This is a genomic window from Streptomyces sp. NPDC047117 (genome assembly GCF_040643545.1).
Taxonomy (GTDB): Bacteria; Actinomycetota; Actinomycetes; order Streptomycetales; family Streptomycetaceae; genus Streptomyces.
This window is the reverse complement of the sequence record NZ_JBEYUN010000036.1, coordinates 19513-36041: the sequence shown is the minus strand read 5'-3', so window position 1 is coordinate 36041 and position 16529 is coordinate 19513. Positions and strand designations below refer to the sequence as shown.

Sequence of the window (16529 nt, the reverse complement as noted above, 5' to 3'; positions counted from 1 at the left end):
TCGGTGATCCGGCCCCCTGTCGGAGCGGGGTTGCTTTCCGGTTCGGCCCTTGCGGGCTTTCCCTTTCGGCGGTTCCGACTTTACCAGATCCTCGTCCGTTCCGTTTCCGGTCCGAATTTGTTTCCAGTGGCCTTTGGATTGGCCTTCGTCTTTCGACTTTCCCGACTTTATCAGAAGCGTTTTCGCCGATTGAATCGACTGGCGTTCCCGATAAGGATTCGGAAGGGCCCTGCGGAATTGAATTCCGGCCGGGGCGCTGTAGATGTTAACTGTCGCGGAGGAGCTTGTCCAACTCCTGGCAACCGTTCGAATCTACCTCCCCCAATCGCCCGTGTCAACGGGTTTCCTGGGGTGAACAGGAGATTAGCAGCTCACGGGTGTCGGATGCACATCCGGTGCGCTGCGGGGCCTCGATCGCAGGTCAGGCGGCGGTCGGCACCGCGGCGTCGCGGTCGGAGCTGTCGATGTCGCCGGACTCGCCCGCCCGGACGGCTCGGCGGCCGGGTCCGTAGACGTACGCCAGGAAGGCCAGTTCGGCGAGGACGCCGATGGCGATGCGGAGCCAGGTGGGCAGGCCGGACGGCGTGACGAAGCCTTCGATGGCTCCCGAGACGAGAAGTACGGCGGCCAGGCCCACGGCCACGCCGAGTGCGGCGCGGCCTTCCTGGGCCAGGGCGTCCCGGCGGGTGCGCGGCCCCGGGTCGATGGCCGTCCAGCCCAGCTTGATGCCCACTCCCCCGGCGACGAAGACGGCCGTCAGCTCCAGGAGGCCGTGCGGCAGGATCAGGCCGAGGAACGTGTCGAGCCGGCCGGCCGAGGCCATCAGGCCGATGCCGACGCCCACGTTGAGCATGTTCTGGAAGAGGACCCAGAGGGCCGGTACGCAGAGGAACGCGCCGAGGACCAGGCACAGGGCGGCGGCCTGCGCGTTGTTCGTCCACACCTGGGCCGCGAAGGCCGCGGCGGGGTGGCTGGAGTAGTACGTCTCGTACTGGCCGCCGGGCTTCGTCATCTCGCGCAGGGCGTCGGGGGCGCCGATCGAGGACTGGACCTCGGGGTGGGCGGCGATCCACCAGCCGATGAGAGCGGCGACGACCGTGGAGAGGATCGCGGTCGGTATCCACCAGTGGCGGAGCCGGTAGAGCGCGGCGGGGAACGAGGTCGTGAAGAAGCGGGCGGCGTCCCGCCAGGACGCCTTGCGCGCTCCGGTCACGGCGCTGCGCGCGCGGGCCACGAGGGAGGTCAGCCGGCCGGTCACGGCGGGGTCCGGTGCGGTGGACTGGAGCAGCGAGAGGTGGGTCGTGGCGCGCTGGTACAGGGCGATCAGTTCGTCGGCCTCAGCACCCGAGAGGCGGCGCTTGCGGCGTATCAGGGTGTCGAGCCGGTCCCACTCGGCGCGGTGCGCGGTGACGAAGACATCGAGGTCCATGCAGTAGCGCTCCTCGCCCCACAGTGACGGTCTTGGTGCTCATGATGAACGTACTGGGCCCATTGTCGTACCGGCTTGGCAGACTGGCGGGTGCCGGCATCGGGGCGGGCGAGGCGCAGGCGAGGGAGGACGGCGGGGATGAACGAGCTGGTGACGGGCGAGGCGGTCGTACTCGGGCTGCGGCCGGCCAGGCTGCCGAGCCGGGCGCTGGCGGTCCTCCTCGATCTCGCCGTGACGTGGACCGCGTACATCGGCCTCTCCATGGCGCTGTTCGCCGCTACTGCCTCACTGGATCCGGCGGCGGTGGCGGCGATCTCGGTGGCGGCCTTCGTACTCGTGCTGATCGGGATCCCGATCGTCGTCGAGACGCTGAGCCACGGGCGCTCGCTGGGGAAGCTCGCGTGCGGACTTCGGGTGGTGCGGGAGGACGGCGGTCCGATCCGTTTCCGGCACGCGCTGGTGCGCGGGGCGATGGGGGCGATCGAGATCGTGCTGACCATGGGGGTGGTGGCGTGCATCGCCTCGTTGGTGTCGGCACGCGGGCGGCGGCTCGGGGACGTGTTCGCCGGCACGGTCGTCGTACGGGAGCGGATACCGGTTCAGCGGGGCGGGTCCGCGCTGCCGCCTCCGCCGCCGTGGCTCCAGGGGCAGCTCGGTGCGCTGGATCTGTCGCGGGTGCCGGACAGCTGGTGGCTGACCGTACGGCAGTTCCTGACGCGCAGTGGGCAGCTGGATCCGCAGGTCGGGTGGCGGATGGCGGGGCAGCTGGCCGACGACTTCGTGGGGTGGACCGGGGCGGGGGTGCCGCAGGGCCTGCATCCGGCCGCGTATCTGTCGGCGGTGCTCTTCGAGCGGCAGGGGCGGGAAGCGCGGCGTACGTTCGGCGCGGCGGCACCGGCGGGCGCGGGGACCTCCGCGCCGTCAGACGGGCCGACGGCGGCGCCCGACGCGGGCCCGGGCCGGTCGGCCGCGCCCCTCATGGACTCGGTCGGTACGGCGGTGCCCCGCACGGAGCCGGTCGGGTCAGGCGCCACCGGCACGGAGCCGAGGGAAGCGAAGGCGCCGGAGGCGCCGGGCGACGCATCGGGGGACGGGGCGGTCGAGGCCGGTGCGCGGCGTACGACGGGGTTCGCGCCTCCCGCGTGAGCCGCCTGCGCCTATAAGCGCGCGTGTGGCCCGGCGGTCACCCGGCGGATCGGCCGGTCGACCGGCCCGTCGGTCGGCGTCAGTCGGCGAATCCCTCGGGCCCCTCCGGCTCGGTGAAGACCGACGGCGGTGTTTCGAGGTCTTCGAGTTCGATGCCGGGGGCCGAGAGGACGACGTCGCCGGCGAGGTGGATGGCGTGCTGTTCGCCGGTCTCCAGGTCGTTGACCTGGTACTCGTCCACGGTCAGCGGTCCGTTGTCAGTGCTGTGTGCTGTCCTGTTCACCAGGGCCCAGGACTGGTCGAGGGTGCGGGGTGCGAGGACGGGGGGTGCGAAGGCCACCAGGCGGGTGCGGACGGCTCCGGAGCCGAGGGCGGGGCGCAGCAGCCGGGCGGTGGCGATGAGGAAGGCGGGGGACGCGCCGGTGAAGGCGTGGGCGCGGACGTTGCCTTCGGTGGCGTGCGTGCCGGTGGGGTCGGTACGGACCCAGGTGACGCCGTCGAGCGCGGCGCCGCGTACCTGCCACGATGCGGCGTTGAGTTCGAGCCTGATGGGGCGGCCGAGGTCGTCGAGGGTGAGGTCGACGGAGCCCGCATGATCGCCGCTGGGGGTGGTGATCTGCGAGACGTAACGCCAGCCGGAGGGGCCGGTGGCGCAGTGGAAGTGCTCTTCGCCGAGGGGGGTGTGATCGTGCGGGTCGTGCAGCGAATAGCGGCCGCGGGGCATGGGGGTCCTTCGGTGGTTCCGTCAGTCGTTCCCGCGTGCGGGGGCTGCCGTCGAGGCTACGCAAGGCCGTGAGCGGGCCAGGCCCCCGCCCTGGTGGACGGGGGCCTGGCTGTCCGGCTGGGGGTGCGGCGCGCCGGTTATCGAGGGACCGTGCGCGCCTTCTGGCCGTGGCTCAGTAGCGGTAGTGGTCGGGCTTGTACGGGCCCTCGACCTCGACACCGATGTACGCGGCCTGCTCCGGACGGAGCGTGGTGAGCTTGACGCCCAGCGAGTCCAGGTGGAGACGCGCGACCTTCTCGTCCAGGTGCTTGGGCAGCACGTACACGTCGGTCGGGTACTCGCTCGGCTTGGTGAACAGCTCGATCTGCGCCAGCGTCTGGTCCGCGAAGGAGTTGGACATCACGAACGACGGGTGACCGGTGGCATTGCCCAGGTTCAGCAGCCGGCCCTCGGAGAGGACGATGAGGACCTTGCCGTCGGGGAAGGTCCAGGTGTGCACCTGCGGCTTGACCTCGTCCTTGACGATGCCCTCGATCTGCGCCAGACCGGCCATGTCGATCTCGTTGTCGAAGTGACCGATGTTCCCGACGATCGCCTGGTGCTTCATCTTGGCCATGTCCGAGGCCATGATGATGTCCTTGTTGCCCGTCGTGGTGACGAAGATGTCCGCCGTCTCCACGACCTCGTCCAGCGTGGTCACCTGGTAGCCGTCCATCGCCGCCTGCAGCGCGCAGATCGGGTCCACCTCGGTCACGATCACGCGGGCGCCCTGGCCGCGCAGCGACTCCGCGCAGCCCTTGCCCACATCGCCGTAACCACAGATGACGGCGGTCTTGCCGCCGATCAGGACGTCGGTGGCGCGGTTGATGCCATCCACCAGCGAGTGGCGGCAGCCGTACTTGTTGTCGAACTTCGACTTCGTCACGGCGTCGTTCACATTGATCGCCGGGAAGAGCAGGGTGCCGTCCCGGTGCATCTCGTACAGACGGTGCACACCGGTGGTGGTCTCCTCCGTCACGCCGCGGATCTCCGAGGCGAGCTCGGTCCACTTCTTCGGCGTCTCGGCGAGGGTGCGGTTGAGCAGCTCCAGGATGGCGCGGTGCTCGTCGCTCTCGGCGGTGTCGACCGAGGGGGCCTTGCCGGCCTTCTCGTACTCGACGCCCTTGTGGACCAGGAGGGTGGCGTCACCGCCGTCGTCCAGGATCATGTTCGGGCCGCCGGTGGGCGAGTTCGGCCAGGTCAGGGCCTGCTCGGTGCACCACCAGTACTCCTCCAGCGTCTCGCCCTTCCAGGCGAAGACCGGAACGCCCTGGGGGGCGTCGGGGGTGCCGTTCGGGCCGACGGCGATGGCCGCGGCGGCGTGGTCCTGGGTGGAGAAGATGTTGCAGGAGGCCCAGCGGACCTCGGCGCCCAGCGCGACCAGGGTCTCGATGAGGACGGCGGTCTGCACGGTCATGTGCAGCGAGCCGGTGACCCGGGCGCCGGCCAGCGGCTGCGCCTCGGCGTACTCCTTGCGGATCGCCATCAGGCCGGGCATCTCGTGCTCGGCGAGGGTGATCTCCTTGCGGCCGAAGGCGGCCAGGGAAAGGTCGGCGACCTTGAAGTCCTGACCGGTGGCTGCTGTCGTCATGTCGGGCTGCTCCCCGGTGGTCGGAGGGTGGTTGCGGTCGGCAGTCTGCGGCGCGGGCAGGCGGAGTGCGGTGAGCGGGTGGGCGGCCACGCGTTGCGCCACGTGGACGCGTACGCGTACTCGGACGCGATACGAACACCCCCGGACCGGACATGGCGGGTCCGGCCGGATCACCTGGACACGGCTGTCACCCGGGGCGCGTTCCTCGCCGGGCATGCTCGCACCGGCAGGCACTCGCCCTGGGACACACCTGTCCCCTGGCCGCAGCACGCAGTCCGTCGGAGGCCCTCTCTCCCTCGGCCGGTCCGCGCTGCGGGCCGCCCGACCGCCATCAGCAGCGACGTCTGGCACTGGTCACGAATCTACACCGATCGGCCCAGTGAACCCCAGCCCCTCCGGGAGGGTGCGGCGAGTCACACCCGTGCGGCAGGCACCGCACCAGGTACCGCGGGCGGCGCCTGCCGCCGGGCGGCAGGAAGGGAGGAGGGACGGCGTGCGGGGACGGAGCACGGAGAGGGAGTGCGGGTGACTGTTACGGGTGGGGTGTGTGGTGGCGGGTTGGAGGGGTGGGGTTCGTGATGCAGGATGCGGAGTGCGCGGGAACACCTGCACGATCTTGCGCGGGAACTTGTGAGGAGACTGACGTGACCAGCAGTTCAGCGGAGCCCCCGGAGGACGCGGGGGCCGCCGGGCAGGGCGGGCGAGGGCTGCGGCTGCTCGCGGTGACCGCCTGCCCGACGGGCATCGCCCACACGTACATGGCCGCCGAGAAGCTGACGCAGGCCGCCGAGGCGCTCGGGCACGAGATGAAGGTGGAGACGCAAGGGTCGATCGGCGCGGAGAACGTTCTGTCTGACAACGATGTCAGAGACGCCGACGGGATCATCATCGCGGCGGACAAGGACGTCGACCGGAGCAGGTTCGCCGGCAAGCGGCTGGTCGTGGTCGGGGTGGCCGAGGGCATCCACCACCCCGAGGAGCTGATCGAGCGCGTACGTACCGCACCGGTGCACGGCGCGGAGCGCGGCGCAGCGGGCGCCGGTGGCGGCGCGGCCGGTACGGGCTCCGCGGGCGGAGGCGGCGGCAAGGAGCGCAGCCTCGCGTACAAGGCGCTGATGAACGGCGTCAGCTACATGATCCCGTTCGTGGTGGTGGGCGGTCTGCTCATCGCCGTCTCCCTGGCGCTGGGCGGCCATCCGCAGGCCGACGGCGGCCTCGTCATCCCCGACGGCTCGTTCTGGAAGCACGTCAACGACATCGGGACGATCGGCTTCACGCTGATGGTGCCGATCCTGTCGGGGTACATCGCGTACGCGATCGGGGACCGGCCCGCGCTCGTACCGGGAATGATCGGCGGGTGGATCGCCAATACGGGCGCGCTGTACGACTCCAAGTCGGGCGCGGGCTTCATCGGGGCGATCGTCACCGGCTTCCTCGCCGGGTATCTGGTCCTGTGGATCAAGAAGGTCCGGGTACCGAAGTTCGTCCAGCCGATCATGCCGATCATCGTGATCCCGATCGTGGCGACGTCGGCGCTGGGACTGTTCTTCATCTACGTCATCGGGCGGCCGATCTCCTGGGTGTTCGAGCACCTGACGAGCTGGCTGGGCGGCCTGACGGGGTCCAGCGCGGCGCTGCTCGGCGTGATCCTCGGACTGATGATCGCGTTCGACATGGGCGGGCCGGTCAACAAGACGGCGTTCCTGTTCGGCGCGGGTCTGGTGTCCAAGAACCCCGAGATCATGGGCATGTGCGCGGCCGCGATCCCGGTGCCGCCGCTCGGGCAGGGTGTGGCAACGCTGATCCGCCGGCGGCTCTACAACGACCAGGAGCGGGAGACGGGGCTCGCGGCGCTGTTCATGGGGTGCTTCGGCATCACGGAGGGCGCGATCCCGTTCGCGGCGGGGCGGCCCGCCCGGGTCATCCCGTCCAACATGCTCGGCGGCGCGGTGGCCGGTGCGCTGGCCGGCCTGGCCGGGGTGACGGACAACGTGCCGCACGGCGGGCCGATCGTCGCGGTGCTGGGCGCGGTGGGAGGCGTCGCGATGTTCTTCGTGGCCATCGCGGCCGGTACGGTCGTCACGGCGCTCTGCACGGTGACGCTGATGTCTGTGGCGGAGCGGCGCGAGGGCGCCGGGGGCGCCGGGGAGGCCGACAGCGACGCCCCTGCCCCGGAACCCGCACTGGCGGGCGCGGCAGCCGGAGCGGAAACCCGCACGGAGGCCGACGCGGAACCCCGTACGGAGACCACCACCGCAGCCGACGCGGAAGCCGGTACAGCAACCGGTACAGAACCCGGTACGGAAACCGCGCCCGGCGAGCCCGCCGTCCTCTCCGGCTACCTCACCCCCGACACCGTGAAGGTCCGACTCGACGCCTCGGAGAAGGAGGCGGCGATCCGGGAGATGGCGGAGCTGGCAGCCGGTACCGGGAAGGTCGCGGACGTGGGCGAGCTGGTGCGGGTGGCGCTCGCGCGGGAGGCGCAGGGCACCACCGGGCTCGGCGAGGAGATCGCGATCCCGCACGCCAAGACGGACGCGGTGACGGCTCCGGTGGTCGGGTTCGCGCGGTCCCCCGAGGGCATCGACTGGGGTTCGCTGGACGGCACGCTCGCGAAGCTGCTCTTCATGATCTCCGTACCGGAGGCCGCAGCGGGCGACGAGCACCTGCGGATCCTCGCGCTGCTCTCGCGGAAGCTGATGGACACGGACTTCCGGGCGCGGCTCCAGGCGGCGCCGGACAGCGACGCGATCATGGCCGTACTCGCCGAGATCCAGTAGCCGGGAGCGAGCCACCGGCGCATTCCGCGAAGGACCTCGTACGGCGAAGGGCCCCGCCGCTCACCCGAAGGTGAGCGGCGGGGCCCTTCTGCGGTCCTGCGGTCAGGCGCCCGGCATCGGGGTGCCCGAGGCCGCGGCCTCCGCGCTGTAGATGTCCGGCTCCAGGTAGATGACCCGGGCGATCGGTACGGCGGCGCGGATGCGGTCCTCGGCGGCGTTGATCGCGTCGGCGACCTCCGTGGCCGTGTCGTCGTGCTGGACCGCGACCTTGGCGGCGACCAGCAGCTCGTCGGGGCCGAGGTGGAGGGTGCGCATGTGGATGACGCGGGTGACGGTGTCGCCGTCGACGATGGCCTCGCGGATCTTGGCGACCTGGTCGGCGCCCGCGGCCTCGCCCAGCAGCAGCGACTTGGTCTCGGCCGCCAGGACCAGGGCGATCAGGACGAGCAGGACGCCGATGCACATCGTGCCGATGCCGTCCCAGATGGCGTCACCGGTGATGAGGGTGAGGCAGACACCGAGCAGCGCGAGGATCAGGCCGACGAGCGCGCCGAGGTCCTCCAGGAGGACGACCGGCAGCTCGGGTGCCTTCGCGCGGCGGACGAACTCGGGCCAGGTCTGCTTGCCGCGCAGCGAGTTCGACTCCTTGATGGCCGTGCTGAACGAGAAGCCCTCGGCGACGATCGCGAAGACGAGGACGCCCACCGGCCAGTACCAGTGCTCCAGCTCGTGCGGGTGCTGGATCTTCTCCCAGCCCTCGTACAGCGCGAAGACGCCGCCGATGGTGAAGAGCACGATGGAGACGAGGAAGCCGTAGATGTAGCGCTCGCGGCCGTAACCGAAGGGGTGCTCCTCGGTGGCGGCGCGCTTGGCCTTCTTGCCGCCGAGCAGCAGCAGCCCCTGATTGCCGGAGTCGGCGATGGAGTGCACGCCCTCGGCAAGCATGGAGGACGAACCGCTGAAGGCGAACGCCACGAACTTCGCTACGGCGATGGCCAGATTGGCGCCCAGCGCCGCGACGATGGCCTTGGTGCCGCCTGATGCACTCATGAGTGCTGCATGTCCCTTCCGTCGACCGGGCTTTACCGCCCCTTTAACCACATGGGCAGGTCATTGTTGCACCCGTGACGGGGGCCTGCATCAGACGACCACGGTGGCGCGGAAGAGCGTACCCTCACCGCTCGCGGCAATGTCCTCACCTGCCGGGACAAAGGCGGACTCACCGGGCGCGAGCGCCAGTTGCCGGCCCGGATCCGCCGCGTCCCCGGTGCCCCGCAGGACGACCGAGCCCGCCGTGCAGAGCAGGACCTGCGGCGTACGGTTCGCCAGCGCCACCGGTGCGGCGCCGGGGGCCAGGACGTACCGCGAGAGCCGGAACTCGTCGATGGGCGTCTCGTAGACCTCCTCCCCCGACGGGCCGGCCTCCGGGCGCAGCACGCCCGCGTCGCCCGCCTCGAAGCGGACGATGCGCAGCAGTTCGGGGACGTCCACGTGCTTCGGGGTCAGGCCGCAGCGGAGCACATTGTCGGAGTTGGCCATCAGCTCGACGCCGAGGCCGTTCAGGTAGGCGTGCGGGATGCCGGCGCCCAGGAAGAGGGCCTCGCCGGGCTGGAGCGTCACGTAATTGAGCAGCATCGCGGCGATCACGCCGGGGTCGCCCGGGTAGTGGTGGGCGATCGAGGCGTACGCGGCGTAGGCCTCGGCGTGCGGGCCGCCCGCCTTGCCGAGGTGTTCGGCGGCCGCGGTGGCCTCGCCGACGGTCTCGGCCATGGCGTGCTTGTCGGCGGTGAGGACGGCGGTGAGGACCTCGCGCAGCGCGTCCTCCTCAGGGCCCGCGTGCAGGATGTCGACGTACGGCTTGAGGCTGTCGACGCCGAGGCCGGCGAGCAGGTCGGCGGCCTCGGCGGGCTGCCGGAAGCCGCACAGGCCGTCGAAGGGGGTGAGCGCGCAGATCAGCTCGGGCTTGTGGTTGGCGTCCTTGTAGTTGCGGTGCGGCGCGTCGATCGGGACGCCGCGCCGCTCCTCGTCGGCGAAGCCCTCCTTGGCCTGCGCGAGGTCGGGGTGGACCTGGAGGGAGAGCGGGGAGCCGGCCGCGAGCAGCTTCAGCAGGAAGGGCAGGCGGGGGCCGAAGGCGCGTACGGCGTCGGGGCCCAGTTCGTCCTCGGGGTCCTCGTCGATGACCTCGGCCAGGGACTGCGGACCGATGCCCCGGTCGACGCGGGACGGCGCGCCGGGATGGGCGCCCATCCACATCTCCGCCTGCGGCTCACCGGTCGGCTCGACGCCGAGGAGGTAAGGGATCGCGGTGGTGGAACCCCAGGCGTAGGGGCGCACGGTGTTGGTGAGGCGGTCCATTGCGGGCGGGCTCCTGCAGTGGTCGGGAGGGGGCGGGGTGACAGCCGGGGAGCGGAGCGGCGGCGGTCGGCAGGGCCACCCGCGCACCGCCCCGCCTCATGATCCCTCGGCTCCGGCGAGCGCCAGGTAAACGGCGGCGAAATCCGTGGTGGCCAGGAGTTGTGCGGCGTTCTCCAGGGGGCTGCCCTCGCTCTCCGCTTCGAGCTCGCTGACCGGGGTGTCCCGTTCCAGGGCGAGGTCGCGGGCCGCGGGGGCGGCGGACAGCGGGCCCGGCGGGCCCTCGCGGAGCAGCAGGGCGCGGGCGTGCAGCGTTCCCGGCTCCTCGACCCGGTCGCGGAAGAAGTCGTCCGGGTCGGCGCCTGCCGCGAGCGCTCCGGCCAGCAGCGTGCCGTGCGCGGTGAGCGCCTCGGGCAGCTCGGCGGCGAGCGCGGGGCGGCCCGCGAGGCCGGTCAGCACGGTCGCGAAGTGCCGGCCGACGGCGCCCGCGACGGCGCCCTCGGTCCAGATCAGCGGGAGGCTGTCGGCGAGCTCGGCGGCGAGGGTCTTGGCGGGATTGCCGTACGTGGCGGCGGCCGGGCCGCACTGGGTGGCGACCTGGTCGAGCTTGTCGGCGAGCCGGGACAGCTCGTCGGCCGGCACGGCGAGCAGGCCGATGCGGTCGGCGAGCGCGAGCAGCGGGGTGAGCAGCGACCAGAGGGTGCCGGGCGCCGCGGGCGGCGCGCCCTCGACGTCGAACTCGCCGTCGTACGGGGTGGTGGCGAGCGGTACGGCCAGTCCGCGGGCCTGGGTGATGGCGTCGGCGAGCGGGCTGCCGGCCGGCGTGACGCCCACGATGGAGCAGCCCCGCCGGTAGGCGTTCTCGACCAGCTCGGCCAGGCCGGTGTCGGCGCCGTCGGGCCCGGCCACGAGCAGCAGGTCCAGCGGGCCCGTCCAGCCGGGCAGGGACCAGCGCAGGGCGCCGGGCAGGGGGGCGACGCCGGTGGGCCGGATCGGCGTCACGGGGCAGCTGCCGCCGCCGAGGGCGCCGAAGAGGTCGGCGACGCAGGGGGCCGCGGGGCCGGGGCCCGCCACGAGGACGGTGCGCGGCCGGCCGTCGGGCGCGAGATCCGGTATGCCGGCCTCGGCGGCGTTCCGCGCCGCGGTGCGGACGCGGGCGCCGGACTCGGCCACGGCCCGCAGCAGGCCGTACCGGTCCGCCTCGGCCAGGGCTTCGGGAGCGTCGAGGAGTGACTCGTCGAGCATGTGATGCTGCCTTCCGGTCGCCGGGCGGCTGGGCGGAGCGGCCGCTGCCTCAGGATTCTCAGGCCGGCTTGCGCGCCTCGTCCACGAGGAGGACGGGAATGCCGTCGCGCACGGGGTAGGCGAGACCGCAGCCGGTGCCGGTGCAGACGAGCTCGGCGGGCTCGTCCGCCGACTTGTCCGCCAGGGGGGCGTGGCACGCCGGGCAGGCGAGGATCTCGAGGAGGCTGGCTTCGACCGGCATGGTGGCGACCCCTTCAGGGTGATGATGTGTTTCGCCTCGTCAGCGTACCGCCGGGTGACGGTGCGGAGCGCCTTTCGGCCGGTGGGCGGCGGTACGCGGGCCCGTCGGAACCACCGTACGGCGGGGCCGGCCCGAGTGCTTCCGCACCCATTGCCGGCCCCGTCCCGGTGCGCGCCGCGGGTCAGCCGCGGACGATGGCCAGGACCTCGTCGCGGACCCGGTCCACGGTGGCCTCGTCGCGCGCCTCGGCGTTCAGGCGCAGCAGCGGCTCGGTGTTCGAGGGGCGCAGGTTGAACCACCAGTCGGCGGCGGTGACGGTCAGGCCGTCCAGCTCGTCCAGCTCCACGCCCTCGCGGCCCTCGTAGGCCGCCTTGATCGCGGCGAGCCGGCCTGCCTGGTCGTCGACGGTGCTGTTGATCTCGCCGGAGGCGGCGTACCGGTCGTACTGCGCGACCAGCTCCGACAGCGGGCCGTCCTGGCCGCCCAGGGCCGCCAGGACGTGCATCGCGGCGAGCATGCCGGTGTCGGCGTTCCAGAAGTCGCGGAAGTAGTAGTGCGCGGAGTGCTCGCCGCCGAAGATCGCGCCGGTCCTGGCCATCTCGGCCTTGATGAAGGAGTGGCCGACGCGGGTGCGGACGGGCTTGCCGCCGCTCTCCTTGACCACCTCCGGGACGGACCACGAGGTGATGCAGTTGTGGATCACCGTGGCGCCGGGGTCCTTGGCCAGCTCGCGCGAGGCGACCAGCGCGGTGATGGCGGAGGGCGAGACCGGGTCGCCGTTCTCGTCGACGACGAAGCAGCGGTCGGCGTCCCCGTCGAAGGCCAGGCCGATGTCGGCGCCGGTCTTCCGGACGCGGGCCTGGAGGTCGACGATGTTCTTCGGGTCCAGCGGGTTGGCCTCGTGGTTCGGGAAGGTGCCGTCCAGCTCGAAGTACATCGGGTCCAGATCGACCGGCAGGCCCTGGAAGACCGTGGGGACGGTGTGGCCGCCCATGCCGTTGCCCGCGTCCACCACGACCTTCAGCGGGCGGATGTGCACCAGGTCCACGAGGGAGCGCAGGTGGGCGGCGTAGTCGCCCAGTACGTCGCGCTGGGTGATGGAGCCGGTCTCCGCGACCGGCTCGGGGGCGCCGTTCTCGATCCACTCCTCGGTCAGGGCGCGGATCTCGGCGAGACCGGTGTCCTGGCCGACCGGCGCCGCGCCGGCCCGGCACATCTTGATGCCGTTGTACTGGGCGGGGTTGTGCGACGCGGTGAACATGGCGCCCGGCAGGCCGAGCGCGCCGCTGGCGTAGTACAGCTCGTCGGTCGAGCACAGCCCGATCTCGGTGACGTCGGCCCCGCGCCCGGCGGCACCGCGGGCGAACGCGCGGGCCAGGCCCGGCGAGGACGGCCGCATGTCGTGCCCGATGACGATCCCGTCCGCCTCGGTGACCTGGACGAAGGCCGCTCCGAACAGCTCGGCCAGTGTCTCGTCCCACTGCTCGGGGACCACACCGCGCACGTCGTACGCCTTCACGATCTGCGACAGATCAGCCACAGCCACCCTCCTGAGGTCTCTTCGGGACCCCCAAGCTACCGGGAAGATCTGTGGACCAGCCGTGAACCATCGGTGAACGATGTTCCTGTACGACTGCTTCCGGCCCGAAATCGACCGTACGGGGCGGCTTCGCGGCCGGGCCGGACCGGACCGCTCCGCCGGTGCTTCAGGGCAGCATCCAGCCCAGTACCGCCGTGCTCTGTCCCAGCACGATCAGGCACATCACGAGGAGCAGCAGAAGGCTCCAGGGCAGGACCTTGCGGAGCAGGTCGCCCTCGCGGCCGGCCAGGCCGACGGCGGCGCAGGCGATGGTCAGGTTCTGCGGGGAGATCATCTTGCCGAGGACGCCGCCGGAGCTGTTGGCCGCGGCGAGGAGTTCGGGGGCGAGTCCGGACTGCTGCGCCGCGGTGACCTGCAGGGCGCCGAAGAGGGCGTTGGCGGAGGTGTCGGAGCCGGTGACGGCGACGCCGAACCACCCCAGTACGGGCGAGAGGAAGGCGAGGCCCGCGCCGGCCGCCGCGACGAAATGGCCGATGGTGGCGGCCTGCCCCGAAAGGTTCATGACATAGGCGAGGGCGAGCACGGAGGTCACGGTCAGGATGGCGAAGCGCAGCTCGTGGACGGTGGCCAGCCACTCCTTCGCGGCATCGCGGGCCCGTACGCCGAGGACGGCGGCGGTGATCAGGCCGGCGAGGAGGACGAGGGTGCCGCCGGTGGCGACCAGCGGGAGCGCCAGGACGTTGCCGCCGACCGGCTTGCCGTCGGGGCCCGCGACGTCCAGCAGCGGCCAGTCGAAGGACCGCGTGGCGGCCGCCGCCCAGTCCTTGAAGGGCGGTATCTGCGCGAGCGAGAAGACCACGATGATCAGGCCGTAGGGGGCGTAGGCGCGGACGGTCTCGCGGCGGCTGTCCCGTACGTCCAGGTCCTCGCTGCGGGCGCCGGTGAGGACGGCGGCGCGTACGTCGGCCGAGGCGGGGCGGCGGGCGGCCGGCACCGCGACCAGCGCCGCGGCGCCGATCAGCGCGGCACCGATGTCGGCGAGCTGTGCGGAGACGAAGTTGGCGGCGGCGAACTGGGCGACGGCGAAGGCCGTGCCGCAGGCGAGGGCGGGCAGCCAGGTCTCGCGCAGGCCGCGGCGGCCGTCCACGAGGGCGACGAGGAGCAGCGGGACGACGAGGGCGAGCAGCGGCGTCTGCCGGCCCACCACGGAGGCGACCGAGTCCAGCGGGAGCCCGGTGACCTGGGCGAGGGTGACGACGGGGGTGCCCATGGCGCCGAACGCGACCGGGGCGGTGTTGGCCACGAGGGCGACGACCGCCGCCTTGACGGGGTCGAAGCCGAGCGCGACCAGCATCACGGCACTGATGGCGACCGGGGCGCCGAAGCCCGCCAGCGCCTCCAGGAGGGCGCCGAAGCAGAAGGCGATGACCAGGGCCTGGATGCGGGGGTCGTCGGAGAGCCGCGAGAAGGAGCGGCGGAGGACGTCGAAGTGCTGGGTGCGGACCGTCATCCGGTAGACCCAGAGGGCGTTGACGACGATCCACATGATGGGGAAGAGGCCGAAGACGGCGCCCTGCACGGCGCTGGAGAGGGCCTGGGTGACGGGCATGCCCGAGCCGAGCCAGGCGGTGACGAGGGCGACGGCGAGACCGATGAGGCCCGCGTGGTGGGCGCGCATCCGTACGGCGCCGAGCAGGACCAGGACGGTGATCAGGGGCAGCGCCGCGACCAGTGCGGACAGGGCGAGGGAATCGGCGATCGGCTGAAGCTGCTGGACGAACACTCCGGACATGCGGCTGCCTCCCCGGCGGCGTGGCGGCTCCCCCGCTCCTTCCGGCATGCGGAAGGCGATCTCGCAGGAGTGGAGGAATGGTCGTGTCCGCGCCAAGCCGGAGTCAATGGTCCGTCACGAAATGACGGTTGATCAGAAGTGATCCGGCAGCAGGCGCGTACGCACCGGGGAATCGACCGGAAACCGACGTTCCCGGGAGGAACGGACCGGGCCGCGGAGGTACGGGTCCAGGTGGCGCGGGCCTCGGGAGATGCGGGCTTCGGGAGGCGCGGACCGCCGGGCCTCAGGAGTCCGGCGAGCGCAGCACACGGAGGTGACCGCGCCGGGCCACCTCCATCGGGTCGGCCTCGCGGGGACCGGCCGCCTCGGGACCGCCGGCCGCACGTTCCTGCGGACGCGCCGCTTCCCGCACCGCGTTGGCGAGCGCTTCGAGGTCGTCACCGCTCGGCTGGACCGCGCCAGGGTCGGCGGCCAGCCGGACGACCTCCCACCCGCGTGGCGCGGTCAGGCGCTCGGAGTGCTCGGCACACAGGTCGTAGCAGTGGGGTTCCGCGTAGGTGGCGAGCGGGCCGAGCACAGCGGTCGAATCCGCATAGACGTACGTCAGCGTTGCGACGGCGGGACGGCCGCACGCAGTGCGCGAACAGCGACGTACAGGGCTCACGACGTTGGACGGTACCGCACTCTTGAGCGGGCCGCGACGACTCTCCACGACCTCACCCGGCCGTGTCGTCCCGGTTCGCCCGACCTGTCTGACCTGCGCACGCTCGGCCTGACCTGCGTCGAGAACCCGTTGCCACCCGAGTGGAGGCGATGATTCCCCCTCCCACTCCAGTCAATTCGTGTCATTTCGCGGGCGCATCGCGAGCGTTAGGTGGTCACATCGCCCGGGATGAACGAACGGAACAGAACCTGTACCGATCAGTGAGCGACATGGGGCGTACGGTGCAAGAGTTCGGCCGTGCACGGCCCGCGGCGGCTACGCTCGTGACTGATGGACAGCCCCGTACCTCCCCCGGCCGGTGCCGAGGAGAACCCCAGCCCGACGGAGCCGCGTCCGCGCCGCCGCGACCGCCACGGCCGCGGGATGCGCGGTCCGATCGCCCCGCCGCAGGTACCGCTCTCCGTGAGCCGTGCCGACTCCTTCGTGGACCTCGTGCACGATTCGGTGGAGCGCCTGGAGCGGCGCTGGCCGCAGCTGTCGGAGGTGGAGTTCTCCGTGCGCGAGGTGCCGCGGGTGGCGCCCGACGGCGACGAGGGGCTCGCGGCGGACGAGGACGTGGTGCCGCTGGGCAGCGTGCTGCCCTCCGAGAACGGCGGCCGGGAGCGCATCGTGATCTACCGCCGCCCCGTGGAGATCCGTACGAAGAACCGCGAGGAGCGCGCGCTCCTTGTGCACGAGGTCGTCGTCGAACAGGTGGCGGAACTGCTGGGCCTGGCCCCGGAGTCGGTCGACCCCCGCTACGGACAGGACTGAGCCGGTCCGCGAAGCGAAGGGGGCCGGTCCCGCCACGCACGGAAATGACCGGTACTGGCGCTCATGAGGACGCGGCCCCCGCGGCGTACGGAAGCGCCGCCCCCGCCGCGTACGGAGGTGCAGGCCCCTCCGCGTACGGAAGCGCCGCCCCCGCCGCGTTGGATCCGAGCCGA

Annotated in this window: 13 protein-coding genes; 3 read left to right on the top strand and 10 right to left on the bottom strand. The window is 72.0% G+C overall.

Annotation, left to right across the window (positions count from 1 at the left end; translation table 11 throughout):
- Positions 1–421 precede the first annotated feature (421 nt).
- Positions 422–1429: a stage II sporulation protein M gene (locus ABZ840_RS36890; protein ID WP_361568184.1), complete on the bottom strand. Its 1008-nt coding sequence runs from the start codon at positions 1427–1429 to the stop codon at positions 422–424.
- Between the two features lie 138 nt (positions 1430–1567).
- Here ABZ840_RS36890 and ABZ840_RS36885 point away from each other — a divergent pair, with 138 nt between their 5' ends.
- The gene (locus ABZ840_RS36885; protein ID WP_361568181.1) at positions 1568–2575 is read left to right on the top strand and encodes an RDD family protein; all 1008 of its coding nucleotides are present in this window, start codon (positions 1568–1570) and stop codon (positions 2573–2575) included.
- 79 nt (positions 2576–2654) lie between these two features.
- On the opposite strand, the gene ABZ840_RS36880 is transcribed toward ABZ840_RS36885, so the two are convergent.
- Entirely contained in the window at positions 2655–3299 is a 645-nt protein-coding gene (locus ABZ840_RS36880) for a hypothetical protein (RefSeq protein ID WP_361568179.1), read from the bottom strand.
- Between the two features lie 172 nt (positions 3300–3471).
- Positions 3472–4929: an adenosylhomocysteinase gene (gene ahcY / locus ABZ840_RS36875; RefSeq protein ID WP_361568176.1), complete on the bottom strand. Its 1458-nt coding sequence runs from the start codon at positions 4927–4929 to the stop codon at positions 3472–3474.
- Positions 4930–5636: 707 nt separating this feature from the next.
- Here ahcY and ABZ840_RS36870 point away from each other — a divergent pair.
- A complete protein-coding gene (locus ABZ840_RS36870) occupies positions 5637–7709 on the top strand; it encodes a fructose-specific PTS transporter subunit EIIC (protein WP_361568191.1) in 2073 nt (690 codons plus the stop codon).
- Between the two features lie 102 nt (positions 7710–7811).
- On the opposite strand, the gene ABZ840_RS36865 is transcribed toward ABZ840_RS36870, so the two are convergent.
- The 7 genes from ABZ840_RS36865 to ABZ840_RS36835 form a co-directional block, all read right to left on the bottom strand.
- Positions 7812–8759, bottom strand: a complete 948-nt coding sequence (locus tag ABZ840_RS36865) for a cation diffusion facilitator family transporter (protein WP_361568173.1) — start codon at positions 8757–8759, stop codon at positions 7812–7814.
- Between the two features lie 90 nt (positions 8760–8849).
- A complete protein-coding gene (gene manA / locus ABZ840_RS36860; protein WP_361568170.1) occupies positions 8850–10064 on the bottom strand; it encodes a mannose-6-phosphate isomerase, class I in 1215 nt (404 codons plus the stop codon).
- 96 nt (positions 10065–10160) lie between these two features.
- The gene (locus tag ABZ840_RS36855; protein WP_361568167.1) at positions 10161–11306 is read right to left on the bottom strand and encodes an SIS domain-containing protein; all 1146 of its coding nucleotides are present in this window, start codon (positions 11304–11306) and stop codon (positions 10161–10163) included.
- Between the two features lie 58 nt (positions 11307–11364).
- Positions 11365–11547, bottom strand: coding sequence for a Trm112 family protein (locus tag ABZ840_RS36850; protein ID WP_361568164.1), 183 nt, complete (start codon positions 11545–11547; stop codon positions 11365–11367).
- 181 nt (positions 11548–11728) lie between these two features.
- Positions 11729–13087 carry a phosphomannomutase/phosphoglucomutase gene (locus tag ABZ840_RS36845; RefSeq protein WP_361568161.1) on the bottom strand — a complete coding sequence of 453 codons (1359 nt, stop codon included), beginning with the start codon at positions 13085–13087 and terminating at the stop codon, positions 11729–11731.
- A 166-nt stretch (positions 13088–13253) separates the two neighbouring features.
- The gene (locus tag ABZ840_RS36840; protein ID WP_361568189.1) at positions 13254–14870 is read right to left on the bottom strand and encodes an L-lactate permease; all 1617 of its coding nucleotides are present in this window, start codon (positions 14868–14870) and stop codon (positions 13254–13256) included.
- 292 nt (positions 14871–15162) lie between these two features.
- Positions 15163–15591: a DUF3499 domain-containing protein gene (locus ABZ840_RS36835; RefSeq protein ID WP_052869226.1), complete on the bottom strand. Its 429-nt coding sequence runs from the start codon at positions 15589–15591 to the stop codon at positions 15163–15165.
- Between the two features lie 282 nt (positions 15592–15873).
- Between ABZ840_RS36835 and ABZ840_RS36830 the strand changes: the two genes are divergently transcribed.
- Positions 15874–16356, top strand: coding sequence for a metallopeptidase family protein (locus ABZ840_RS36830; protein ID WP_361568158.1), 483 nt, complete (start codon positions 15874–15876; stop codon positions 16354–16356).
- The last annotated feature ends 173 nt before the right edge of the window (positions 16357–16529 follow it).